General features: G+C 54.8%; 21 protein-coding genes and 1 pseudogene. 11 read left to right on the top strand and 11 right to left on the bottom strand.

Translation table 11 applies throughout. The features are described from left to right. The 11 genes and pseudogenes from A1355_RS15240 to ftsH form a co-directional block, all read right to left on the bottom strand. Positions 1–938: pseudogene (locus A1355_RS15240) on the bottom strand (phosphoribosylformylglycinamidine synthase); the annotation flags it as partial. A 90-nt stretch (positions 939–1028) separates the two neighbouring features. Next, positions 1029–1820 carry an outer membrane protein assembly factor BamC gene (bamC, locus tag A1355_RS15245; protein ID WP_064029674.1) on the bottom strand — a complete coding sequence of 264 codons (792 nt, stop codon included), beginning with the start codon at positions 1818–1820 and terminating at the stop codon, positions 1029–1031. A 1-nt stretch (position 1821) separates the two neighbouring features. Continuing rightward, a complete protein-coding gene (gene dapA / locus A1355_RS15250) occupies positions 1822–2697 on the bottom strand; it encodes a 4-hydroxy-tetrahydrodipicolinate synthase (protein WP_064029676.1) in 876 nt (291 codons plus the stop codon). An 81-nt stretch (positions 2698–2778) separates the two neighbouring features. Beyond that, positions 2779–3474 (bottom strand): phosphatase PAP2 family protein, encoded by a 696-nt coding sequence (locus tag A1355_RS15255; RefSeq protein ID WP_064029678.1) that lies wholly within the window; start codon positions 3472–3474, stop codon positions 2779–2781. Continuing rightward, a complete protein-coding gene (locus tag A1355_RS15260; RefSeq protein WP_064029680.1) occupies positions 3461–4990 on the bottom strand; it encodes an ArnT family glycosyltransferase in 1530 nt (509 codons plus the stop codon). The genes A1355_RS15255 and A1355_RS15260 overlap by 14 nt, the downstream gene beginning before the upstream one ends. Next, positions 4987–6732 carry a single-stranded-DNA-specific exonuclease RecJ gene (recJ, locus tag A1355_RS15265; protein WP_082885568.1) on the bottom strand — a complete coding sequence of 582 codons (1746 nt, stop codon included), beginning with the start codon at positions 6730–6732 and terminating at the stop codon, positions 4987–4989. The genes A1355_RS15260 and recJ overlap by 4 nt, the downstream gene beginning before the upstream one ends. A 53-nt stretch (positions 6733–6785) precedes the next feature. Further along, the gene (gene thrC / locus A1355_RS15270; RefSeq protein ID WP_064029682.1) at positions 6786–7880 is read right to left on the bottom strand and encodes a threonine synthase; all 1095 of its coding nucleotides are present in this window, start codon (positions 7878–7880) and stop codon (positions 6786–6788) included. A 3-nt stretch (positions 7881–7883) separates the two neighbouring features. Continuing rightward, complete coding sequence (locus A1355_RS15275) at positions 7884–9194, bottom strand: homoserine dehydrogenase (protein ID WP_064029685.1); 1311 nt, start codon at positions 9192–9194, stop codon at positions 7884–7886. A 35-nt stretch (positions 9195–9229) separates the two neighbouring features. Next, positions 9230–10414, bottom strand: coding sequence for an alanine transaminase (alaC, locus tag A1355_RS15280; protein ID WP_064029686.1), 1185 nt, complete (start codon positions 10412–10414; stop codon positions 9230–9232). Positions 10415–10597: 183 nt separating this feature from the next. Continuing rightward, on the bottom strand, positions 10598–10750 hold the full coding sequence (locus A1355_RS25755; RefSeq protein WP_197471820.1) for a hypothetical protein: 153 nt from the start codon (positions 10748–10750) through the stop codon (positions 10598–10600). A gap of 25 nt (positions 10751–10775) precedes the next feature. Further along, positions 10776–12683, bottom strand: a complete 1908-nt coding sequence (gene ftsH, locus A1355_RS15285) for an ATP-dependent zinc metalloprotease FtsH (protein WP_064029688.1) — start codon at positions 12681–12683, stop codon at positions 10776–10778. Positions 12684–13038: 355 nt separating this feature from the next. On the opposite strand from ftsH, the gene A1355_RS15290 reads away from it, so the two are divergent. From A1355_RS15290 to A1355_RS15330, 11 genes are all read left to right on the top strand, one after another. Beyond that, the gene (locus tag A1355_RS15290) at positions 13039–13995 is read left to right on the top strand and encodes a hypothetical protein (RefSeq protein WP_231883685.1); all 957 of its coding nucleotides are present in this window, start codon (positions 13039–13041) and stop codon (positions 13993–13995) included. Next, positions 13988–15073, top strand: coding sequence for a flavin monoamine oxidase family protein (locus A1355_RS15295; RefSeq protein WP_064029690.1), 1086 nt, complete (start codon positions 13988–13990; stop codon positions 15071–15073). The genes A1355_RS15290 and A1355_RS15295 overlap by 8 nt, the downstream gene beginning before the upstream one ends. A gap of 17 nt (positions 15074–15090) precedes the next feature. After that, positions 15091–15558, top strand: coding sequence for a hypothetical protein (locus A1355_RS15300; RefSeq protein WP_064029692.1), 468 nt, complete (start codon positions 15091–15093; stop codon positions 15556–15558). Between the two features lie 3 nt (positions 15559–15561). Next, positions 15562–16182, top strand: coding sequence for a glutathione S-transferase family protein (locus A1355_RS15305; RefSeq protein WP_064029694.1), 621 nt, complete (start codon positions 15562–15564; stop codon positions 16180–16182). 404 nt (positions 16183–16586) lie between these two features. Continuing rightward, positions 16587–17390: a spermine synthase gene (locus tag A1355_RS15310; protein WP_064029695.1), complete on the top strand. Its 804-nt coding sequence runs from the start codon at positions 16587–16589 to the stop codon at positions 17388–17390. Next, positions 17387–19597 carry a YgiQ family radical SAM protein gene (locus tag A1355_RS15315; RefSeq protein WP_064029697.1) on the top strand — a complete coding sequence of 737 codons (2211 nt, stop codon included), beginning with the start codon at positions 17387–17389 and terminating at the stop codon, positions 19595–19597. Before A1355_RS15310 ends, A1355_RS15315 begins: the two co-directional genes overlap by 4 nt. Before the next feature lie 132 nt (positions 19598–19729). Continuing rightward, positions 19730–20560 carry an ABC transporter permease gene (locus A1355_RS15320; protein WP_064029812.1) on the top strand — a complete coding sequence of 277 codons (831 nt, stop codon included), beginning with the start codon at positions 19730–19732 and terminating at the stop codon, positions 20558–20560. A 29-nt stretch (positions 20561–20589) separates the two neighbouring features. Further along, positions 20590–21903: a polysaccharide ABC transporter ATP-binding protein gene (locus tag A1355_RS24670; RefSeq protein ID WP_082885569.1), complete on the top strand. Its 1314-nt coding sequence runs from the start codon at positions 20590–20592 to the stop codon at positions 21901–21903. Beyond that, entirely contained in the window at positions 21896–22645 is a 750-nt protein-coding gene (locus A1355_RS15325) for a DUF268 domain-containing protein (protein WP_197471821.1), read from the top strand. Before A1355_RS24670 ends, A1355_RS15325 begins: the two co-directional genes overlap by 8 nt. 36 nt (positions 22646–22681) lie before the next feature. After that, positions 22682–23581 (top strand): alpha-1,2-fucosyltransferase, encoded by a 900-nt coding sequence (locus tag A1355_RS24675; RefSeq protein WP_082885570.1) that lies wholly within the window; start codon positions 22682–22684, stop codon positions 23579–23581. Then, positions 23578–24639 (top strand): glycosyltransferase family 2 protein, encoded by a 1062-nt coding sequence (locus A1355_RS15330; protein ID WP_082885571.1) that lies wholly within the window; start codon positions 23578–23580, stop codon positions 24637–24639. Before A1355_RS24675 ends, A1355_RS15330 begins: the two co-directional genes overlap by 4 nt. Positions 24640–24695 lie beyond the last annotated feature (56 nt).

Consider the following 24695-nt stretch of genomic DNA (forward strand, 5'->3'; position numbering starts at 1 on the left):
CCTGAACCGGTCGCGGCGCCGGGGTGCGGCGAAATCGCGGTCGGGTGGTTATGGGTCTCGACCTTCATCAAAATATGCGCGGCTTCCTCGACATAGCCGTAACGATGGCTGTGCGCGTCGCGAATAAACACTTGCGCGCTAGGTCCTTCCAGCACCGAGGCATTATCCTTGTAAGCCGACAGTACGCCTTGCGGATGCAGATTGTGGGTGTTGCGGATCATCGCGAACAGCGATTTGGCCTGTTCTTCGCCGTCTATCGTCCAGCTGGCGTTGAAAATTTTGTGGCGGCAGTGCTCGGAGTTCGCCTGGGCAAACATCATCAGTTCCACGTCGGTCGGATTGCGGCCAAGCTTTGTGAAACTGTCGGTCAGATAATCGATTTCGTCGGCCGACAATGCCAGACCCAATTCGACGTTGGCTTGCTCCAGCGCGGCACGGCCGCGTTCGATTATCGCCACGGTTTGCAGCGGTTTGGGTTCGTGTTCGGCAAACAGAGTCAGTTCGGCAAGATTCGTGACGACTTGCTGGGTCATCCTGTCGTGCAGCGCGGCCGTCAACGCGGCTATGTCCGATTCGTCAAACGGTGAGCTAGTGGTGAACGCGTATTCGATACCGCGCTCAATCCGCTTGACCGAGGTCAATCCGCAGCGTTCGGCGATCTCCGAGGCTTTGCTGGACCATGGCGAAATAGTTCCCAGCCTGGGTACGACGCAAACCCGATTCATCGGCTCGGCCGGCCAAGCCTCATGACGATCGCCATAATCCAACAAGCGTTCCAGCATCGCCCGTTGGTCAGTATCCAGATCGGCCGCTAATTGCACGAAGTGCAGATAACGGGCCGCTACGGCGGTCACTTGAGGCTGCTGAACTTGCAAGACGCTGAGTAGTTTTTCGATTCGAAAACGGGACAGTGCGGAGCTACCGGGTAGGGTCAACATGGGCATGTACTCGATATTAGGTGCGGCGTCGGCCGCGAGGCTGTTTGGATACGGTGAATTCAGGCGCGCGGGCGGCGCGGGGCGAACCCGTCAGGGTTGCGCGGCCGGCTCGCCATCCGCCGGCAAGTCCTGCTTGATACCGTCGGTGATCAAGCGCAATAACGAAGTCGCGGCGGTATTGGACAAACTTCGACCTTCGCTGTCTTGCACCGTCACTTCGGTGGCATCGGCCGACAAGGCCTGCAAGCTGATCCGGTACTCGAGTTCCTGGCTGGGATCGTCGCCGAACATGAAATTAAACTCGTCCAGAATAGAGCCGTCTTCGGGTTTGATCGCATTCGGATCGTATTTGACAAAGAAATAGCCTTTGTCCATGTTACGTTCGACGATCTCCAACTTCTGGCGGCTCAGCGATTTGCTGACCAACCACCAAGCTTGGATAATCGATTGATCGATTTCCAGACTGCTGACGCCGTCGCTGGATTGGCGCGGCGCGCCTCCTACGGCGGGTTCGGCCTGGGAGCGGCTTGGCGCCGGCGCTACTTGAGCCTTGGCGACTTCCGGCTTCTCGACCGGCTCGCTTGGCATGGGCGACGAGCGTTCCTCGGCCGCGGCCGAAGTTGCCTCTGCACCCTCGCTTTCGATCGGTGCCGGAGCTGTCGCGGCGACCCGCGCCGGGGAGTCGGTCCTGGGCGACGCGGGCGCGCGGGTCGGAAAGGTTTTGTTTTTCAAATCGTCCGGCACGACTAATTCGGGGATCTCTGTCGTAAACTGGTAATCCCGCTCTTTATCGGGAAACAGGCTTTTGACGTAACCGCAACCGCCGACCGCGCTCAGCACACCCGCCAGCAATAGCCAGCGACCTAACCGAATGGCGCGCATGTTAAAGCGCACCCGCCTGCCGCATCGCGGCTCTTACCGGGTCGTAACAATCCTCGGTCAGCCAAGTCAACGGCAAACGAATACCGGTACCGATCAGGCCCATTTCGGCGACGGCCCATTTCACCGGAATCGGATTGGACTGAATGAACAGCTTGGCATGCAATCCTTGCAATTTGGCGTCTATCGCTTCGGCCGCCGCCCGGTCGCCGCGCATCGCGGCCGTCAACATGTCGTGAACCAGGCGTGGCGCGACGTTGCCGGTCACGGTGATGCTGCCGTTGCCGCCCAATAGACAGAATTCCAGACTGGTGGCGTCGTCGCCGGTGTAAATCGCAAACTCGGCACCGGTGAGATCCCGGATTTGCCGGACTCTTTCCAATTTGCCGGTCGCCTCTTTAACGCCGACAATGTTTTCGACTTGCGCCAAACGGCCGACGGTTTCCGGCAACAAATCGCAACCGGTACGGCCTGGGACGTTGTAAAGGATCTGCGGGATGTCGACCGCTTCCGCGACGGCTTTGTAATGCAGATACAAGCCTTGTTGAGTCGGTTTATTGTAATAAGGCGTCACCAGCAAACAGGCATCCGCTCCGGCCGCCTTGGCCCGCCGAGTCAGCGCGATCGCTTCGCGGGTGCAATTGGCGCCGGTGCCGGCGATCACCGGTATCCGGCCGGCGACATATTCGACGCTTGCCTGGATGACTCGGCAATGCTCGTCTTCGTCCAGCGTCGCCGATTCGCCGGTCGTGCCGACCGCGACCAAAGCGTCGGTACCTTGCTCGATATGAAACTCCACCAAGCGCTTCAGAGCGGCGAAATCCACTGCGCCGTCATCCGTCATCGGGGTTACCAGAGCAACGATACTACCTTGAATCATGCAAATCTCTCGTCAGGAATTAATCAAAAACAGTCGGCATTATATCAAGCCAAGCGCTAAAGCCCAGTGCGCTTACCGATTTTAACCGTCGCGGCGGCGAAACCATTTAATCTCGAGAAACCAGCCGTAATACAGCGCGAACGCCACCAAAAACACCAGATACCCGGACCAAAGAATGTCCGATAAAAAATGGCCGCCCGCGGTCATCCGGGTGAACCCCAAGGTCCAACCCAGCGCCAAGGTCAATAGCAGATAAACTACCTTGTGATTTTGCGACAGAAAATACAGTACGAAAAAACTGTAGCCGACCGAACAATGACCGCAGACGAAAGACTTGTCCGGCGTTCCGCCGATCTTGCCGGGCGGAATATAGCGATGCTCGCCGCCGAACTCGGTTACGTGCACCGGCCGCGGCCGCCCCCAATGATCCTTGACAATCAAATTGACGACCACGCCCGGTCCTACCGCGATCACCAACAGAATGTAAAGCGCCCGCCGCCGGAAGCGGCGAGTGAAGTGGTGAAAATGGCTGGAGATATATACCGCCAGCGCCGCGACACCCGACCATACTGTAAACGGAAACGCGTAGTCGTAGAGCGGCTTAACCAACCACCAATGCCGATAAGGCCAAGCTTGTTCCGGGTCGTCGGGCCGATAAAACCAACCGGCGATCGTCAAATCCAGATCGGTCAACCAGAAAACCAAGGTCGTCGTGGTCGCGAGCAGAAACCAAATGGCCAATTCCAATCGGGCGCGGGCGAGTTTACGGTGAGGCATGACCTTCCTGATGCAGTGTTAGCGGCGCTGGCCAAGCCTTCAACTTCTCGGCCCGATAAACATAGTATTTTGTCGACGGCTTGGCCGGATCGGCGACTTCGCCCAGCAAAGTCAGGCCTTCCAGGCTGTCCGACCAGCGCTTGTCGAAGCGCGCGGCTTGAATGTCGGCGACCAGAAACGCCGGCTGGCCCAAGCGTTCGTTCGGACCGGGCCAGACTTCGTACTGCGAGGTCACGCCGCCGCTGGCTTCGTAGCGGTAGACGCGAGGATGGTCCGGCAAATAAAACGCCAGCTGACTGGCCAAAAAGCGGTGTCCGACCGTGACGAGGACCGGCCGGTCCGAGCCGGATTCGGTCCGATACGTGTCGATACGCTCCGCCAACACCCGCCATTGCTTGAAACGTTTCGTCGGATCGAGTTTGGAGTTTTGCAAATTCAAGGCTTGTAAAACCGCCGGTAACGCATAGGTCAGCAAGACCATCGCCAAGCCGACCGCCAAGCCGGCTTTCAACCAGCGGCCGGGAGCCGGCGCGGCGCCGGCCACTAGAATCAAGCCAGTGAAATAAAACGGCATCGGCCAGTTGCCCTGGACTTTTTGGCCGAAACTCAGCGCCAAGATCAACAACAACCAGGCCGGCCCCATCAGCCATAGAAAGCGCCGCTCGTCATCCCATTGCCGAAATCCTGACAACCCGCGTAGCGCGGTCGCCAACGTCAAAACAAACATCAGCGGATTCAACAGCAACAGTTGGTAAAACCAGAAATCCCGAACATCGCGCAGGCGTCGCCAAGCATCGAATTCACCCTCGTTGCCGAAATGACTCTTGCTATGACCGAACATGACCCAATCATGCTGGTCGTTCCAGACCAGAATAGGCACCGCAGCCAAAACGACCGGCGCCAGATAGCGCCAAAAGTCACCGCGAAAATGGCGGCGGCGCGCCGCGCTCGCACTCAGAAACACCGCCAACGCCAACGGCTGCAACAATGCGGCCTGCTTGCTCAGCAAGGCCAAGGCGGTCGCGCATCCCGCCCACAGCCAAGCCCGCTGGTGACCGTCGAACACGGCGCGGCGCAGATAATAAACTGCGGCGATCCAAAAACAATATAACGGCGGATCGATGGTCATCAGAAAATTGGCCAGCACATTGTTCGGCGTCGCCAATACCAGCAACAGCGTCAGCGCCGCCGCCCGCGTGCCGTAAAACGCCCTGGCCGTGGCGTGCAGATAGTAAAGAAAACCGGTGCCGAGCAACACCGCCGGCAGCCTTACCGCCCAAGCGGTATCGCCGAACGACCAGGTGGAAGCGCCTATCAGCCAGGCTACCATCGGCGGTTTGCTGTAATAGCACCAGTCCGGTCGCCGCGACCAGTCCCAGTAATAACTCTCGTCGCCGATCAGATCCAGGCCGTTGAACGCCAAGAAGCCGATCCGTAGCGCGAGAATCGCCAGCAGCAACGGCCAGCGCCATCGGTGTACGCTGTCCAACCAGTGCTCGAAACCGGCCGAGCTCATTCCCATTTCTCCAAATAATGCACCAGCAATTGCAGACTGCGTTGTCCGCGAAATTCGTTGATATCCAGTTTAAAGGCCGCATTCACCTTGCGGCAACCCAGCCAATTTTCCGGCCTATCGGCAAAAAACGCGATGGCGTCGAACAATTGGCCGCCGAACGGTAATTTGAGCACCAGCTTCAGGTGCTGCTGCCCGACAATGCGACATTGGATGACGTCGAACACGCCGTTAAACACCGGCTCCGGAAAAGCCTGCCCCCAAACGGCAGCTTGTTGCAAAGTTTCGGCAAAGGCCAGCGTCATATGCGCTTCATCCAGTTCGCCGTCGCTATACACTTTTTGCTCGAGATCCACCGCATCCAGACGCGCTTCGACCGCGTCGGCAAACGCCAATGCAAAGTGCGGGTAATCGTGCAATTTGATCGTCAATCCGGCCGCCATCGCGTGACCGCCGAATTTTTCCAACACCTGCGGATGAGCGGCCGCGACATCGGCCAACACGTCGCGGATATGCACGCCGGGTATAGAGCGAGCCGAGCCCTTGATGTCGCCGTGGTCGGCCGGCGCGAATGCGATCACCGGCCGATGCAACCTGTCCTTGATCCGTGAAGCCAGAATGCCGACCACGCCTTGATGCCAATTGGCGTCGTACAAGCAAACCCCGGCCGGGACGTGCTTTTCGTCCAGCGCCTTCATCTCGGCCAGCAAGGCCATCGCTTCGGATTTCATCTGGCCTTCGACGTCGCGGCGATCCTGATTCAGGGCGTGCAGCTGCTCGGCGATGTCGCGGGCCAGACCGGCGTCTTCCGTTAACAGGCATTGAATGCCCAAACTCATATCGTCCATCCGGCCAGCCGCGTTCAGGCGCGGCGCCAACGCAAAGCCAAGATCGGCGGCGTGGATGCCGGCCAGCGTTTTGCCGGCCACTTCCGCGAGCGCCTTGATGCCCGGCTGACATTGTCCCGAGCGTATTCGCAACAAACCCTGGTGCACCAGTATCCGGTTGACCTGATCCAGCGCAACGACGTCGGCGACCGTACCGAGTGCGACATAATCCAGCAATTGCGCCAGATTCGGCTCGGCGATGCCGTTTTTCTCGAACCAATGCCGCTCGCGCAGCCGAATCCGCAAGGCCATTAGCACATAGAACATCACACCGACCCCGGCGATGTGGCGACTGGGAAACTTGTCGTCGGGCAGATTGGGATTGACGATGGCGTCGGCATCCGGTAATTCTTGGCCGGGCAAATGATGATCGGTCACCAACACTTTAATGCCGGCCGCCTTGGCCACCGCCACCCCGGCAATGCTGGAAATGCCGTTATCGACGGTGACGATCAAATCTGGCTTCCGGCGTTTGACCAGTTCGACGATTTCCGGCGTCAAGCCGTAACCGAATTCGAAACGATTGGGCACGACGAAATCCACCCCGCGAGCGCCCATCAACGCCAAACCCTTGATCGCCAATGCGCAACTGGTTGCGCCGTCGGCATCGAAATCCGCGACGATCGTAATCGCCAAGCGCTGCTCGACCGCGTTCACCAAGTGCTCGACCATCGACTTGATACCGGACAACAACCACGGCGACGGCAAACGCGCCAAACCGCGATCCAGTTCGTCGCTACCCTGCACGCCGCGACTGGCGAAGACGCGCTGCAACACCGGGTCCATCCCGTCGAAATGGCCGTGCTTGACCAGCACCGGCCGCGGCACGATCGCTTTCTTGCTGCCCTGTAAGTACATGTCTTCCAATAAAAAAGCCGGCTAAGCCGGCTTCGCCAAGTTCGCGGCGGAGATCACATGTTGTCCAGAATCGCTTTTTTTACGGCATCCAGCGTGGCTTCTATCGTGACCGGATGCGTGTCCTTACACTGAGCGATCGCGGTATCGGGGTCCTTGATGCCGTTACCGGTCAGCGTACAGACGATGGTACTGCCGTCCGGAATCTTGCCGCTACCAATATCGTGCAGCGCGCCGGCCAGCGAGGTGGCGGAGGCCGGCTCGCAGAAGATGCCTTCGAATTGCGACAACATCTTTTGCGCGGCCAGAATTTGTTCGTCGCCGAACGACGCAAACCAGCCGCCGGATTCTTTTTGGACGTTCCAAGCCAAATCCCAGGATTGCGGGTGGCCGATCCGAATCGCGGTCGCGACCGTTTCCGGGTTGTCGACCATTTTGCCGACCACGAACGGCGCCGCGCCGGCGGCTTGATATCCGCACATCACCGGACGCTTATCGATGACGGCCGCGTGGCCGGCGCTGTCGGAGGCGTATTCGCTGTAACCCTTCCAATACGCGGTGATGTTGCCGGCGTTGCCGACCGGCAGACAGTGAAAGTCCGGCGCCCGGCCCAGTTCGTCGACAATCTCGAACGCGGCGGTCTTTTGGCCTTCCAAACGAAACGGGTTGATCGAATTGACAATGGTAACCGGCGCGTGGTCGGCGACTTGTTTGACCAAGGCCATGCCGGCGTCGAAATTACCGTTGATCTGGATGATTTGCGCGCCGTACATCAGGGTCTGCGCCAATTTGCCCAACGCGATCTTGCCCTCCGGAATCAACACGAAGGCTTTGATGCCGGCCCGCACCGCGTAAGCGGCGGCGGCGGCCGAGGTATTGCCGGTCGAGGCGCAGATGATGGCCTGGCTACCGGCTTCGACAGCTTTGGTGACCGCCATCGTCATGCCGCGATCCTTGAACGAGCCGGTTGGATTCAGACCTTCGAACTTGACGTAAATATCGACATCCTTGCCGATCAGGCGGGGGATGTTTTGCAATTGAATCAGCGGAGTGTTGCCCTCGCCCAAGCTGATCAGCCGAGTGGTGTCCGAGACCGGCAGGCGATCGCGGTAATGCTCTATCAAGCCGGTGTAGCGTGTGTGTTGTGCCATTGATTATCCTAAGGTTTCCAAGCGGATGCGCGCGACTTTGCCGCTGACCGCGGTCAACGCTTCGATGTCGGCGATCGCCGCATTCATTTCTTTTTCCAAGGTTTGCTGGGTCAGCATGATGATAGCCACCGACGTTTCGCCTTGCGGCGGCTCTTTTTGAATCAAGGCTTCAATGCTGATGTTGTATTTGGCTAGAATCCGGGTCACATCGGCTAGCACGCCGGGCTTGTCCTCCGCGGTCAAGCGCAGGTAGTACGCCGTTCGAATCGCGTCGGCGGACAGGACCGGAATATCGGCGATGGCGTCGGCCTGAAAAGCCAGATGCGGTACTCGGTTTTCCGGATCGCTGGTCATCGCCCGCACCACATCCACCAAATCCGCCACCACCGCCGACGCGGTCGGCTCCGCGCCGGCGCCGGCGCCGTAATACAAGGTCGGCCCGACCGCATCGCCGCAAACCAATACCGCATTCATGACACCCTCCACGTTGGCGATCAAGCGGCGCTTCGGGATCAGCGTCGGATGCACGCGCAATTCGATGCCGGACTCGGTCTTGCGGGCGATACCCAGATTTTTGATTCGATAGCCCAAGGCCTCGGCGTATTCCACGTCGAGGCGGGTGATTTTGGTAATCCCCTCGGTGAAGACTTTGTCGAACTGCAACGGTATGCCGAACGCGATCGACGCCAAGATCGTCAATTTATGGCCGGCGTCGATGCCTTCGACGTCGAAAGTCGGATCGGCTTCGGCATAACCCAAGGCTTGGGCTTCGGCCAATACATCCGCGAAGTCGCGACCTTTGTCGCGCATCTCGGTCAGGATGAAATTGCCGGTGCCGTTAATGATGCCGGCCAACCATTGAATTTGATTGCCGGCCAGGCCTTCGCGGATGGCTTTGATGATAGGAATGCCACCGGCCACCGCCGCTTCGAACAACACCATCACGCCTTTCTTGCCGGCTTCGGCGAATACCTCGTTGCCGTGCAGCGCGATCAGGGCCTTGTTGGCGGTGACCACGTGCTTACCGTTGGCAATCGCGGTCAAAACCAATTGTTTGGCGAGGTCGTACCCGCCTATCAATTCGACGACGACGTCTATCTCGGGATCGTTGACGATTTCGAACGGGTCGGTGGTGAGGGCGATGCCTTGAGTGTCGCAAATGCGCGCCCGGTTCAGATCCCGCGCCGAGGCGCGGGTCACGACGATTTCGCGGCCTGCACGACGCGCGATTTCTTCCGCGTTGCGTTTCAAGACGTTGACGGTACCGCCGCCGACGGTCCCCAACCCCAGTACACCCACTCTAACCGGCTTCAAATCCGACTCCTAAACTTTGTCCAAAATGGCGGCGATTATACAACGTTGTCTTTTTTCAGCATATTACGGATGCTGCGCAAGGCCTGCCGGGTGCGATGTTCGTTCTCGATCAAACTGAAGCGGATATGATCGTCGCCGTGTTGGCCGAAACCGATGCCCGGCGATACCGCCACCTTGGCATCGATGATCAATTTCTTGGCGAACTCGATCGATCCCATGCCTTGATAGGCGTCCGGAATCTTGGCCCAGACGAACATCGTCGCCTTGGGTTTTTCCACATGCCAACCCATCGCGTTCAGGCCGTCGCACAATACGTCTCGGCGCGCCTTATACATATCGCGGATTTCCGCGACGCAATCCTGCGGACCTTCCAGCGCGGTAATCGCCGCGACCTGGATCGGCGTGAAGGTGCCGTAATCCATATAAGATTTGATCCGGGTCAATGCCGCGACCAAGGTCGGATTACCGCACATGAAGCCGACCCGCCAGCCGGGCATGTTGTAACTTTTAGACAGCGAGAAAAACTCGACCGCGATGTCCTTGGCGCCTTCCACTTGCAGAATCGACGGTGCGACGTAGCCGTCGAATACGATGTCGGCGTAGGCAATATCGTGAACGATCCAGATATTGTGTTCCTTACAAATCGCGACGACTTTCTCGAAAAAATCCAGCTCGACGCACTGGCAAGTCGGATTGCCGGGAAAGTTGAGGATCAGCATCTTAGGCTTAGGCCAGCATTCGGCGATGCCTTTGTGCAATTCCTCGAAGAAATCGGTACCGGGCGTCAGCGGCACGTGCCGAATGTCGGCGCCGGCGATGACGACGCCATAAGGATGGATCGGATAGGCTGGATTCGGCACCAACACCACGTCGCCGGGACCCAAGGTCGCTAGCGCCAGATGCGACAAGCCCTCCTTGGAGCCTATCGTGACAATGGCTTCGGTATTGAAATCCAAATCCACGTCGAAGCGTCTTTTATACCAACCGCAAATCGCCTTGCGCAGGCGCGGAATCCCTTTGGACACCGAATAACGGTGAGTATCGTCGCGCTGGGCGACTTCCAACATTTTGTTCAGGATGTGCGGCGGGGTCGGTTGGTCCGGATTGCCCATGCCGAAGTCGATAATGTCCTCGCCGTCCGCTCGGGCTTTGGCTTTCAGTTCGTTGACGATGTTGAAGACGTAAGGCGGTAGGCGGCTGATGCGATGAAATTCTTCCATTAACGACTCTTGATCTGGTGCTGGTGAGGTTTTAAACAAGGCCGGCTAAGGTACTGGTGTTGCCTGGCAATGTCAATTGCCGGCCCAAATGCAACAGGCCGGCGGCGAGGCTTATGGCCCGCAGCTGTAGCCTAGCGGCCTAAATGTCGACCGGCGGACTGAGCGGCGAGCCGGCGATAGCGATCAGCGGCCGGCCGAGGAGGATTTCTCCACGCCTTCGCTCGCGGGTTGGTTGAGATAGGAACCGCCCACCAAAAACACCAGTACTATCAGATACAGCACCGCCGCGATATTTTTTGCCCGTTTACTGCCGTCGTCCGGATTGATTTCAGTCATTGCCTCACTCGCTCTATCCTCTAATTCAAATACCGGCCAGCGCCGCCAACATATCATCGCGCTGGATCACCTCTTTTTCCTGCAGCAAGTCGGCAAGTCTGTCCAGCTGAGCGCGCCGGCCGGCCAGCACACCCGCAGCCCGATTTTCGGCCTCCTCCAACAATGCGCCGATTTCGGCGTCGACCGCGCGAGCGGTCTCTTCGCTGTAATTGCGCTGCTCGCCGACATCGCCGGGCAGAAATTGTAATTGCTGACGTTGGCCGTAGATCCTCGGTCCCAGTTTTTTGCTCATGCCCAAGTAGCACACCATGTTACGGGCGATTTCGCTGGCGCGCTCCAGGTCGTTTTGCGCCCCGGTCGAAACGCTACCCAGCGCCGATTGCTCGGCGGCGCGGCCGGCCAATAGGATGGCCAACTGATCTTTCAACTCAGCTTCGGTGGACAGATATTTTTCCTCGACCGGCAGTTGCAACGTGAAGCCTAGTGCCGAGACCCCGCGCGGAATAATGGAAATTTTATGCACCGGCTGGCCGGTCGGCAAGTTTTCCGCGACCAGGGCGTGCCCGGCCTCGTGGTAAGCCACCCGGCGTTTTTCGTCGGGACCCAAAATGCGATTTTTCTTTTCCGGACCGGCCATCACGCGATCGATAGCAGCCTCGAAATCGGCCATCGTCACGGTTTCTCGGCCGCCGCGGGCAGCCAAAATGGCCGCTTCGTTGGCGATATTCGACAAGTCCGCGCCGACGAAACCCGGCGTGCGCTTGGCAACGGTCTGCAAATCCACGTCATCGGCCAAACGCATCGCCTTGCAATGCAGCGTCAAGATCGCCACCCGGTCGATCAAATCGGGTTTATCGACGACGATTTGCCGATCGAAGCGTCCGGCGCGCAATAAGGCCTTGTCGAGGATCTCCGGCCGATTGGTCGCGGCCATCACCACGACGCCGGCAGTCGCGTCGAAGCCATCCATCTCGGTCAATAACTGGTTCAGGGTTTGTTCGCGTTCGTCGTTGCCGGGCATGGCCATCGGCCCACCGCGACTGCGGCCGATCGCATCGAGCTCGTCGATAAAAATGATGCAAGGCGCTTTTTGGCGGGCCTGCTCGAACAAATCCCGCACCCTGGCCGCGCCGATACCGACGAACAGCTCGATGAATTCCGAAGCGCTGATGTTAAAAAACGGCACCCCTGCTTCGCCGGACACCGCCCTGGCCAACAGCGTCTTGCCGGTACCCGGCGCGCCGACCAACAACACCCCTTTCGGCATCCTGCCGCCCAGTTTTTGCAATTTCTCCGGCGACTTTAAAAAGTCGATGGTTTCCTTCAGTTCCTGTTTGGCGCTTTCGGCGCCGGCCACGTCTTCGAAGGTGGTTTTGACCGCTTCTTGTTGGATTCTGACCTTGTTGCCGAGGTTCAGAAACGACCGCCCCGCCCCGCCGGTCATTTTCGGTAACAGCCACATCCAGATTCCGGCGAAAATCGCTAGCGGTATCACCCAGTTAAACAGCAGATTGCTCAGCCAATTGTCGCCGCTACGCACCACGTATTCGACCCGGTGTTCCTGAAGTTGCTTTCCCAAGGAGTCGTCCCACAGCGGCACGGTAAAAAACTGTTTGCCCAGAACCTTGTCTTCGGTCTTCAGCGTACCGTTGATAAAGCGTTGCGTCACCACGGCTTTTTCGACTTTGTTGTCGTTGACCAAGGCCAAGAATTGGCTGTAGGGAATTTCGCGGCCTTCGATACGCTCGCCACCGGCCAGTATCGACAGCAATAGCACGCCGACCAAGGCATACCAAAACCAGCGAGGCGACCTAGGCTTATCGCCGTCGGCGGCGGGCGCTTGCTGCTTCCAAGCCCGATAATGGTCTTGCAACCACGCCCAAGCCGCCGACCACAATTTCGCCAGCGCTTCGATTACTTGCTTACCCGTCATGACCACCCCCGGTTATTGGTTATTATCTCGGAAAAAATCGGTTCTTCGCCGCATCCCGTGCTCGATCAAGTCGACAGCCTACCAGACTTTCGGACCGGCGCGAGTTCGTCGCCGCGCGGCGCCATTCGGCGTCCGGATTCGTCGGCCTAATTTCCGAAAAACTCGGCGGTCGTAGTGCCGAAACCATGCGCGTGACAAATTCTTAGTCGATTTGTCGTCTCTCCGACACAAGCCGCTTCGGATATCTTAGGCTTACGGCCTCGGTAAGCCTTCCCTGATTTTACCCACATGTCAACAAGTTACGGCTTTCAGTCCGCAATGCCGCCACAAGCGGGACGCTTGGCCCCGATTTTGTATGGCCGAGTACATGACCAACCATTCGCAGCCGACAGCCGACCCCAGCGAACACATTTTTCCGCTGCCTGGACGCCAACTACCGCCGAAAGCCGGTATCCACCCGATGGCGGCGATTTCGCCCGGCCGGCGCTACCCGCTCAATCCGAATTTCGCGAACATTGCCGGCGGCATCGATGGCCTGATCGGCGGCTATCGTTTATCCCTGGACAGAGCCGAGATCCTGCCGATAGTTCCGAACCAAGGCGCTGCTCACGGCTTCGTCTGGGACGAGGGCCGCCTGCCGGTCGGCGTCGCGACGGAGTTGGCCGCGTCACACGTCGGCGGCGGACGCAGCCGCCTGACCTTGCACGCGGCTACTCTGGAAGGACTCGAGGTCAAACTGATTCAGCAACTACCGGTGTTGAACATCACCCCGAGGTTTGCGGTGGAGTGGGAAACCCGCGGCCACGGCGCACAGCTCGGCGTGGTGCAGCTAGTCGAATCGGCCCGCACCGCCCATTTCGCCGACGGCGGCACGTTGAACCTGTTAAATACCGCGAGCGCCAATGCCGGGCCGGTTTTATATCTGGACGATCCCGGTGCGCCTTCGCCAGTCATTCCGGTGTGCGGCTTTCAAAACGCCGATGAAACCAGCCGCTTCGAGTTCAGCGAGTCGGTGCGCCAGCCAATTTACGCCGAATTGGACGGCCAACCGGTCGCGTCTATCAGCGTCCTGGAGCAATACACGCTGTACTTCCTAGCCAACACCGCGCCCGACCGGCCGGATGATTTCATTTGGACGCCAGTGCATTTGCCGATCGTTTGGGGCTGGAGCATACGAGTGCAACAACGCTTCGACGGCGTTTGGGACATATTTCGGCGTAAGCTGATCATGCCGACACCTTCGACCGAAGCGCCGCCGTTACCGACCTGGACCGACAACAGCCTGCGTTGCCGGACTCCGTTGGATGTCTGAACTGTTGGAGGTTGCGATCGTCGGCGCCGGATTGTCCGGCTTGGCGCTGGCCGAACGGCTATCCGCCGACGGCCGCGCGGTCGGCGTATTCGAAGCCCGCGACCGCTGCGGCGGACGCATATTGTCGGTGCCGTTGGCGGACAATTTAACAGTCGATTTGGGCCCGACCTGGCTGTGGCCCGGTAGCCAACCACGCATTGCCGCGCTGTGCCGTCGACTGGGATTGACATTATTTCGCCAAGCCGACGCCGGACAAAGTCTTTATAAAATCAGCGCGGACACCGTGCCGGTCGGCTACCACGACCGGCAAACCCACGCCGATGCCTGGCGCATTCAGGGCGGCTGCGCCACATTGATCGATGCGCTGCTAGCCAGGCTCGCCGATATCGATATCCGCCTGAATCAAGCGTTATTGCGAATCGTCGACCGCGACGATCACGTCGAACTGAGCTTTTCGACCGTCAACGGGACCGACACTGTCCGAGCCAAACGCGCGGTCTTGACCGTTCCGCCACGTTTGATGGCCGAACGAATCGCCTTCGTTCCGGCCCTGTCGGCCGACTTGTTCGAAGCATGCCGGGCCACCCCAACCTGGATGGCCGGCCACGCCAAGGCGGCATTGGCCTATCCGAGCGCCTTTTGGCGCCAACAGGGCTGGTCCGGCAACGCGGTGTTGCCCTACCCCGGCGCGATTTTGTCGGAAATTTACGACGCCGAAGACCCGCGCGGCGAATTCGGCGCCTTGTTCGGCTTTTTTGGGATACCGGCCGAATTTCGCGACCGCTATCGTGCGGACTTGCCCGGCTTGCTGATTCACCATTTGTCCGAGCTCTACGGTCCGGACGCGGCCGAGCCGTTACGATCGACGATACAAGACTGGAGCATGGAGGCCTATACCGCCACCGCGCTGGACCGGCTGCCGCCGATAGGCCACCCCGATTACGGCCACCGTTGGTTGCAACTCGACCATTGGACCGACAAACTTTATTTCGGCGGCACCGAAACCGCCGCCGAGCACGGCGGCTATCTGGAAGGCGCGCTGGTCGCGGCGGAAAGAGTCTACGCCGCATTAACCTGAACCCTTCCGGAGTCACGATGACCGAACACCCCGTAAACACCGAAAGTCTGGCGCGTTTTGCCCGTCAGGCCGCCGAGATTAAAAGCGCCGCCCGATCCAGTTACGACCGCCTGCTCGCGGCGGATTTATCGCGGCAACGTTGGGACGGCTGTTTTCAACGCAATGTGCTGGCGGTGCTGGCGCAAGTCTACGACCAGGCTGCAAACGTACTACAAACGTTGCCGTTTGCCCCGGACCCCACGCCATTGGATAGGGGCATGTCCGCGCTGACCAAATTGGTGCTGGCCGAGTTCGACGGCTTTATCGAGACATTCCTCGCCTATGTCGTGGATAAACACCGCACGTCCTGCGCGTTGTCTAACTTCCCCGACGAACACAAACCCGATCGGGATTATCTCGAGGTGGTGAAACGCGATATCGCCCAGTTATGGCGGGAGTTTGCGGTCAACGTCAACAACCGATTTCTCGCCTTAACGACGGAGTAAACCATGAAGTTTTACATGACCCCCGGCTCGTGTTCGACCGGTATCCACATTTTGTTGGAAGAATTGGAACTGGTCTTCGAAGTCTATCCGGTCAATTTGTTGGCCGGCGATCAACTAAAACCCGAATATCTAGCGATCAACCCCAAGGGGACGATTCCGACGCTGGTGCGCGACGACGGCGGGACGTTGACCGAGTTCAGCGCAATCGCTTACTGGCTGGCACGCCGTTACCCCAAGGCTGGCCTGTTGCCGGGCGATGCCGACGGCGACGCCCGCGCGATAGAACTGATGGCACACGCGGTCGGCACCCTGCACGGCGCAGGTTTTGCCCGGATTTTTACGCCGGAAAAATTCGCCAGCCAATCCGCCGACATCGACGCGGTCAAAGCGCAAGGCCTGGAGATCGTCCGGCGCGGATTTGAGGTATTGAACGACAGTTTACCGACGGCAGGCTACGCACTGGGTCAATTCAGCATAGCCGACGCGGCCTTGTTCTACCCCTGTTTCTGGGCCGATAAAACCGCCATCGAGCTACCGGAACGTTGTCTGAATCACTATCGCCTGATGCTGACCCGGCCGGCAGTCCGGCAAGTGCTAATGGAAGAAGGTTATCGGGTGAACTAAGCAAGTCACCCGTAATTACCCGCCGGGCTGGTTGATCGCTCGGCTTTCGACAAGCCCGGTTGTCGGCGCTGGCGGCGGCTTTCTCCGGCCTGTCCTAAGACAAACTAGGGAAAAGTCGAGAAACTCGCATCGGAACGCGATATTCGTGGCGTTGTCTTGGGCGTTCCTCCTTCCAATGAAACGCCCTCGACAAGAGTAACGCCTTCGGCGCGACGAAGTTGTCGCACTCCCACAATGACTTTCTACTGACTTCAGCTACTGATTTTTTTACCGCAAAGTCCGGTTCCAGACTCGGGTCGCGATCAGTCGGCACACCCGGCCCTTTCCGTCACCCGCAACAATTCGCAAGACAATTATCGGTTTTTCAAGGAAAATACCGGGGATTTTCAACGTTTCCGCGTTACATGTACAAATACGACGGCCTGGTTATCCACCAAAGCCACGACGACGAGGGCATCATCGAAGTCGTCGATAACGATGGGGTTCGAGCCCTGCATTTCGGTTCGCACGCCCGGCAAAGTTCGATGTTGATCGCCGAACCCGACCGCCTGCATTCCCTGTACGCCCGCGCGATGATGGCCGGCCTGCTGTTTCAGCCGCCGCCCAGGGATACCCTGCTGATCGGCTTGGGCGGGGGCACGATCGCCAAGTTTCTGCTCCATCAATTTGCCGACTGCCGGGTGCGGGTGGTCGAGTTTCGCGGCAGCGTTTTAAAAGTGGCGCGTAGCCATTTCAGCCTGCCCTTCGATGCCCGCTTGAAAATTAAAATCGGTTGCGGCGCCCAACACGTCAGACAATATTCCCGCGAACATGGCGAATGCCACGATCTGATCATGATCGACGCCTATGACCACGACGGCATGGCCCCCGAGGTCAGTAGCGAAGCCTTTTTCGACGCCTGCCGAACCTTGCTGACCCGCGACGGTCTGTTGGTCATCAACCTTTGGGGTACCGACAAGCCGATGTTTCAACAAGTCAGTTGGAATCTGGGCCGGGTGTTCAACTGGCGGATGCTGTTTTTGCCGGTGCGCGGCCGCGGCAACGTGATCGGCTTTGCTTTCGCTGATCAAACCGCGAAACCCACTCTAAAAAATTTGATAGACCGAGCCAAGCACCTGGAGCAACGCTATCAAATCGAATTTCCGACGTATCTGTTGGACTTAAAACGCCACAATCCCAACGTTTTCAACCGGATCATCAAACCGTGATACACAACGCCCCCAACCTGTTCGGCTACAAAAAATACTGGGCTCACCGCTTCGGCCCGGCGCCGGAATTGCCGATGAGCCGCGCCGAAATGGACGCCTTGGGCTGGGATGCCTGTGATGTGATATTGGTGACCGGCGACGCCTATGTCGATCATCCCAGCTTCGGCATGGCGGTGATCGGCCGGGTGCTGGAGGCGCAAGGTTTCCGGGTCGGCATCATTTCTCAGCCGGACTGGCAGAGTGCCGACGATTTTCGGAGGCTCGGCCCCCCCAAGTTGTTTTTCGGTGTCACCGGCGGCAACATGGACTCGATGGTCAACCGCTATACCTCGGACAAGAAAATCCGTTCCAACGACGCCTACACCGCCGACGGCGCCGCCGGCAAACGCCCGGACCGCGCGGTCAATGTATATTCGCACCGCTGCCGCGAAGCGTATAAAAACGTGCCTATCATCATCGGCGGCATCGAGGCCAGTTTGCGCCGCATCGCCCATTACGACTATTGGTCGGACAAGGTGCGCAAGTCGATCTTGCTCGATTCCAAGGCCGATTTGCTGGTGTACGGCAACGCCGAGCGGCAGATCGTCGAGATCGCCCACCGCCTGGCCAAGGGCGAGAGCATTCACGACCTGAAAGGCATCCGCGGCACCGTACACTTCGTCAAGCAAGTGCCGCAAGGCTGGTTGGAAAAGGATTCAACCGACCTCGATAAACCCGGCGCGGTCATCGTGCACCAAAATCCGTATCAGGAAATGCCGGCATGCGAGGATCAGGGACGATCCGAGTGCGACAACGGGCCGGGAGCCCGTGCTGCCGAGGATAAACCCGTAAGAGGGGCTTTAGCCGCGACTGATGGCTTGAGCGGAGCTGACGCTCCTCCCACGCATCGTGAACAAGTCATCCAATTCAAACCGATCGCCAACAAAAACCGCGCGCAAACCGTGATTCGCCTGCCCGATTACGACGCGGTCAAGGACGATCCGATTTTGTACGCCCATGCTTCGCGGGTCATGCACGGCGAAACCAATCCCGGCAACGCTCGCGCGTTGATTCAGCGTCATGGCAATCGGGAAGTGTGGATCAATCCGCCGCCGCTGCCGCTAACCACGCCGGAAATGGACGGCGTGTTCGATCTGCCCTACTCGCGCCTGCCGCATCATGCTTACGGCAAAGCCAACATCCCAGCCTTTGAGATGATTCAGCACTCGGTGCTAATCATGCGCGGTTGTTTCGGCGGCTGCAGCTTTTGTTCGATTACCGAGCACGAAGGCCGCATCATCCAAAACCGTTCGGAAGATTCGATCATTCGCGAAATCGAAGCCATCCGCGACACCTCGCCCAACTTCACCGGCCACATTTCCGACCTGGGCGGCCCGACCGCCAACATGTGGCGACTGGCGTGCAAGGACCCGAAAATCGAGGAGTCCTGCCGCAAGCCATCCTGCGTTTATCCCGGCATCTGCCACAACTTGAACACCGACCAGACGCCATTAATTAAGCTGTACCGGCGCGCCCGCGCGCTGCCCGGCATCAAAAAAATCTTCATCGCTTCCGGTCTGCGTTACGACATCGCCGTCGAAACCCCGGCCTATGTAAAAGAGTTGGTGACTCACCACGTCGGCGGCTATCTAAAAATCGCGCCCGAGCACACCGAACAAGGCCCGTTATCGAAGATGATGAAACCCGGCATGGGCAGTTACGACCGTTTCAAGGCGATGTTCGACAAATACTCCAAGGAAGCCGGCAAGGAACAGTATTTGATCCCATACTTCATTGCCGCCCATCCCGGCACCACCGACCAGGACATGCTCAATCTGGCGCTGTGGTTGAAACGAAATGGCTTTAGAGCCGATCAGGTGCAAGCCTTCCTGCCGTCACCGATGTCGATCGCGACTGCGATGTACCACTCGGGCAAGGACACGCTGCATAAAGTCGGCCGCAATGTGCCGGATATCGCGATTCCGCGTGGCGACAAGCAACGCAAGTTGCACAAAGCCTTTCTACGCTACCACGACCCGAAAAATTGGCCGCTGTTGAGGGAGGCTTTGAAACAAATGGGACGCGCGGATTTAATCGGTAATGGCAAACATCAACTGATTCCAAATTTTCAGCCCAAGGGCGACGCAGCGCCGCAGTCGCCAAAAATGCGTTTTGCCACCAAACACACCCAAGAAAAATCGCAGCCCGTCAAGGGCCGGCGGCGCTGAATCAGGCGTCATTGCCGCCAAAACCGTCCGTCAGTCGAGAAAATGCCGGTCTGAGCCGGGGTGGCTTCTCCCGTCTCAGCGATTTTCCGCTAAACTTTCGCTGCCTATACTTCCAACTTGCCCAAACAACCGATGTCCGGCCGTCCCCAAATCGTCATCACGCCAACAAAAACCCTAGGCGACTCCGGCCGGGAACTATGGGAATATCGGGATTTACTCTACTTTCTGGCTTGGCGCGACTTTAAAGTCCGCTACAAACAAACCGCGATTGGCGCGGCTTGGGCGATCATTAGGCCGTTATTGACGATGCTGGTGTTCACAGTAATCTTCGGCAAAATCGCCAAACTGCCAACGGAAGGCGAAGCACCTTATGCCATCATGGTGTTTACCGCGATGCTGCCCTGGTACTTTTTTGCCAATACCCTCAGCGAATCGGCGAATGCGGTGGTTAATAACTCCGCGATGATCAGCAAAGTCTATTTTCCGCGCATTATCGCGCCGACCGCACCGTTGCTGGTAAACATCGTAGATTTCCTAATTTCATTCATATTATTGCTGGCGCTGATGGCATGGTATCGATTCCAGCCATCGATTTATATTTTTTTGATGCCTTTATTCCTATTATTGGCGGCCATCACCGCGCTCGGGTTAGGTTATCTGATCTCGGCGCTAAACGTCAAATACCGGGATTTTCGTTACGTTATTCCTTTTATCGTACAGATAGGTCTGTATATATCACCTGTCGGATTTAGCAGCCAGGTTGTACCAGATGAATGGAGGATTTGGTATTCGTTGAACCCAATGGTCGGTGTCATCGATGGCTTTCGCTGGATGGTAATTGGCGATAAAGCCAATCTTTATTGGGATGGTTTTCTACTGTCCAATGCAGTTTCTCTGGCCTTATTTCTAACGGGTTATAGATACTTTATGCATACCGAGCGTCAATTTGCCGACAGCCTCTAACCTAAGACCGCTTCAAAATAATCATCGCCATGCCAGCCATTAAAGTCGAAAATCTAGGCAAAAAATACAATATTAGTCAGGACAGTCAGGCTCGTTACAGCACATTACGAGATAAATTAAGTCATAACACGAAAAAATTAGCCTATCGTTTTCGTCATCCATTTCAAGCTTTACCAAAAATTGAAACAGAAGAATTCTGGGCATTAAAAGATATTAACTTTGAAATTCGACAAGGTGATAGGGTTGGCATTATCGGCCGCAATGGTGCGGGAAAATCGACATTACTTAAAATTCTTAGCCGCATTACCGCCCCCACAACAGGCAAAGTGATCATTAATGGCCGAGTAGCAAGTTTATTGGAAGTTGGTACAGGTTTTCATCCTGAATTAACTGGTAGAGAAAATATATTTCTTAACGGTGCAATTTTAGGGATGAGAAAATATGAGATCCAAAGGAAATTTGATGAAATAGTTGATTTCGCCGAAGTAGAGAAATTTATAGATACGCCGGTTAAACATTATTCTAGCGGCATGCATGTTCGGCTGGCTTTTGCCGTAGCGGCACATTTGGAGCCCGAAATTCTAATCGTAGATGAAGTATTGGCGGTTGGAGATGCCGAATTCCAAAAAAAATGCCTAGGAAAGATGGAAGATGTTAGCAAAAGAGATGGCAGAATAGTGCTTTTTGTTAGTCACAATATGAACGCGATACAAGCTCTTTGCGATCGGGTAATATTTCTGGATGAAGGGAGGCTTGATTTAGATACAAACGAAGTACGAAGAGCCTCTCTTATTTATCTAGGTTTAGATAAACAAAACCAATTGGAATGGATAAACCCGAATCCAGAATTGTCAACTTTACCGGTTGTACCACTCATCCTTTCTATCCGCAAAGAAGATGGCACACCGATCACAGGGACAATTGCTAATAATGAACAAGCTGTAATTGAATTGGAGCTTGAACTTCGAACTACCGATCCCTCTTTGACATTAGGTTACGCCATTTATACACAAGAAGGGCAGCTACTTTATTGGTCGTATCAAACAGATCAAGCACAATCGGCTTGGCCAATAATGAAATTGGGACGGATGCGATTATGTACGCCTTTACCTATGCATCTTCTCAATGAAGGAAATTATCGACTAGAACACATTAGCAGTCTGCATTGTAGAGAATGGATACTAGCACCAGGTATAGGCCCGTCTATAAATATTAGTATTCAAGGAGGATTAAGTGAGTCACCCTTATGGCAAGTATGTCGACCGGGAATTCTCGCTCCTGTATTACCTTGGTTTACGCATGCCGATATGAGCGCATCAATTAATGATACTAACTTTGCTTAAATTAATCATAAAAAAAACGAGATTTATTATTGCCTTTGGAAAATACACGATACGTTTTAAACACCGAAAAAAGTTATTGATGGATGGAAGATTTAAGTGCGAGTGGAAAGATCGATACGCGTGCCTTGAAGATATAACAAAAACAACAACATTCGACCCCCATTATGTTTATCACACTGCTTGGGCTGCACGAATTCTATCTCGATTGCTTCCTAACGAACATGTAGATATTGGCTCCTGTTTTCGTTTTGTAACGCTGATTTCAGCATTTATACCAATTAAGTTTTTCGATTATCGTCCTGTTAAGACAGGTTTGTTAGGACTGGAATCTGGTTATGCGGATATCACTGCACTTCCGTTTCCAGACAATTCAATCGAATCACTTTCCTGCATGCATGTCGCCGAACATATAGGGCTAGAGCGTTACGGTGACCCTTTTGACCCAAAGGGAGACATAATTGCTATGCATGAACTCCAACGAGTGCTCATGCCAGGAGGGTATCTTCTTTTTGTTGTTCCAATTGGGGGCGTAGCTCGAATTCAATACAACGCCCATAGGATTTATACCGTTCGACAAATCCTAAACTATTTCAATACATTAAAATTAGTGGATTTCTCCTTGATTAAAGATGACGGCAATTTTGAATCCCCTTCAAATTTTAGAACCGCTGATGCACAAAATTACGGTTGCGGGTGTTTTATGTTCATAAAGCCAACTGATTACCTTGATCATGCAATGTAACGAGAACACCATTTTTGAACTTTTTCATCAAAACAGATGGCTATATTTAACAGATTGGTCGTAGCCCAACTCATGGGTGGACTAGGTAATCAGATGTTCCAATATGCCGCAGGAAAAGCACTAGCTTTACGTTTAGATGCAGAGTATGAAATAGATTTATCGTGGTTTAGATGCATGGGAGACTGCACACCACGTAACTTTGGACTAAATGCATTTAATATATCAACTCAGGAATTCGCCAAACAAGAATTTTGCTCAAAGCCGAGTATATTGCGACGAGCTACAACATTTTTGTCAAGACAGATCTTGGACTCTTCAATTGTAGTTGTGCATGAGCCTCATTTCCATTATTGGGCTGGATTCGAAAAACTATCAGGTAGGATTTTTTTATTAGGATATTGGCAAAGCGAAAGATATTTCAAGAATATCGCTAATGTGATCCGTTATGATTTTATGTTTCCTTCGTTTCAAAGCAATCAGTCGCATGAGTTATATAAAAAAATTAAAAGTAGCAAAAATTCAGTGGCCGTGCATGTGCGCCGAGGTGATTATATTAACAAACCTGCCGCTATAACACTTCATGGTGGATGTTGTCCTCCATCGTACTACAAGGATTCTATTAATTATATAAAAGAAAAAAGTAATAAATTAAACCTATATATATTTAGCGATGATCCTTCCTGGGTGAAGGATAACTTCGACCCACATGGTCATGCAACTACCATTGTTGATGTCCCAGAACATATTAAAGCACCTTATCACGACATGCATTTGATGTCACTTTGTCGCCATCATATTGTTGCAAATTCTAGCTTTTCATGGTGGGGAGCTTGGTTATCCAGACAGGAAGGCATCGTTTGCGCGCCTCGGCTATGGTTTTCTGACTTAAATATTGACACGAGGGATATATATCCAGAGACTTGGATAAGGTTATGAAAATAACACCTGAGATTAGCGTAATCATGGCAGTATACAACGGCGAAAAATACTTAGAAGAAGCTGTTGATTCAATATTGAATCAATCATATTTTAATTTTGAGCTTATTATTATTGATGACGCCTCTATAGATGCCACTCAAGAAATTTTATTTTATTTGTCCAAAAAAGATGGTCGAATCAGCATCTTACGAAACAAGAGAAACCTAGGTGCTGCCAAAGCACGTAACAAGGGACTTCACCTTGCGCGAGGGAGTTTTATAGCGATTATGGATGCCGATGATTATGCGTTTCCAAATCGACTTCAAAAACAAATAGAGTACATGACAACCCACCATGAGATAGCTGTCTGTGGAGGGTATATGGAAATATATGAGAAAAATGGGAGCATAATAAAAACACTAGAAGAAAATGAAGAAATACGTGCAAGACTTTTATTTGAAAATTGCATATGGCATCCTACAGTAATGTTTAGAAAAGAAATAGTACTGAAAACAGGATGTCGCTATCGTACACAGTCTGCTGAAGACTACGATTTCTTTATAAGATTATCGAGATGTCACGAAATAATCTTTAGAAACATACCTGAAGTATTAACAAAATACCGTATACATCCAAATAATGATCGTACCGAATATGCTGCTACTCAGCGTGCCTTGTCTAGGAAAATACGCAAAAACCAACTTGCCTTTTTGGGATTATCTCCCAATGAGAAGGAGTTTATTTGCCATGAAAATCTGTCTTGTTTAGAAGCTTTTCATACGAAAGAATTCACTCCCGTAGAGCAATATGCCGACTGGCTACGCCAACTTGAAAGTGCAAACAATAAAACGCAATTATACTTATCTCATATTTTCAGAAAGGAACTAGAACTGAGATGGATAGAAGTTTGTTTAAAAACCTCATTTGAAGACCCTAGAGTAGCTATAAGTTTTCTAAAAACAGGCTCAACACATCTTTCATTACAGAAATTATATATGGCTGCGAGAATGTTTTGGCGATATTTTAAAAACAATACCAAAAAGAATATAATTAAAAATAGGCAATACAAAACATAATCAATCCCTTTAATTAACGGCATTAACAATGCATAGATATTTTTTTATGCTATTTT

This window comes from Methylomonas koyamae (assembly GCF_001644025.1).
Lineage (GTDB): Bacteria > Pseudomonadota > Gammaproteobacteria > Methylococcales > Methylomonadaceae > Methylomonas > Methylomonas koyamae_A.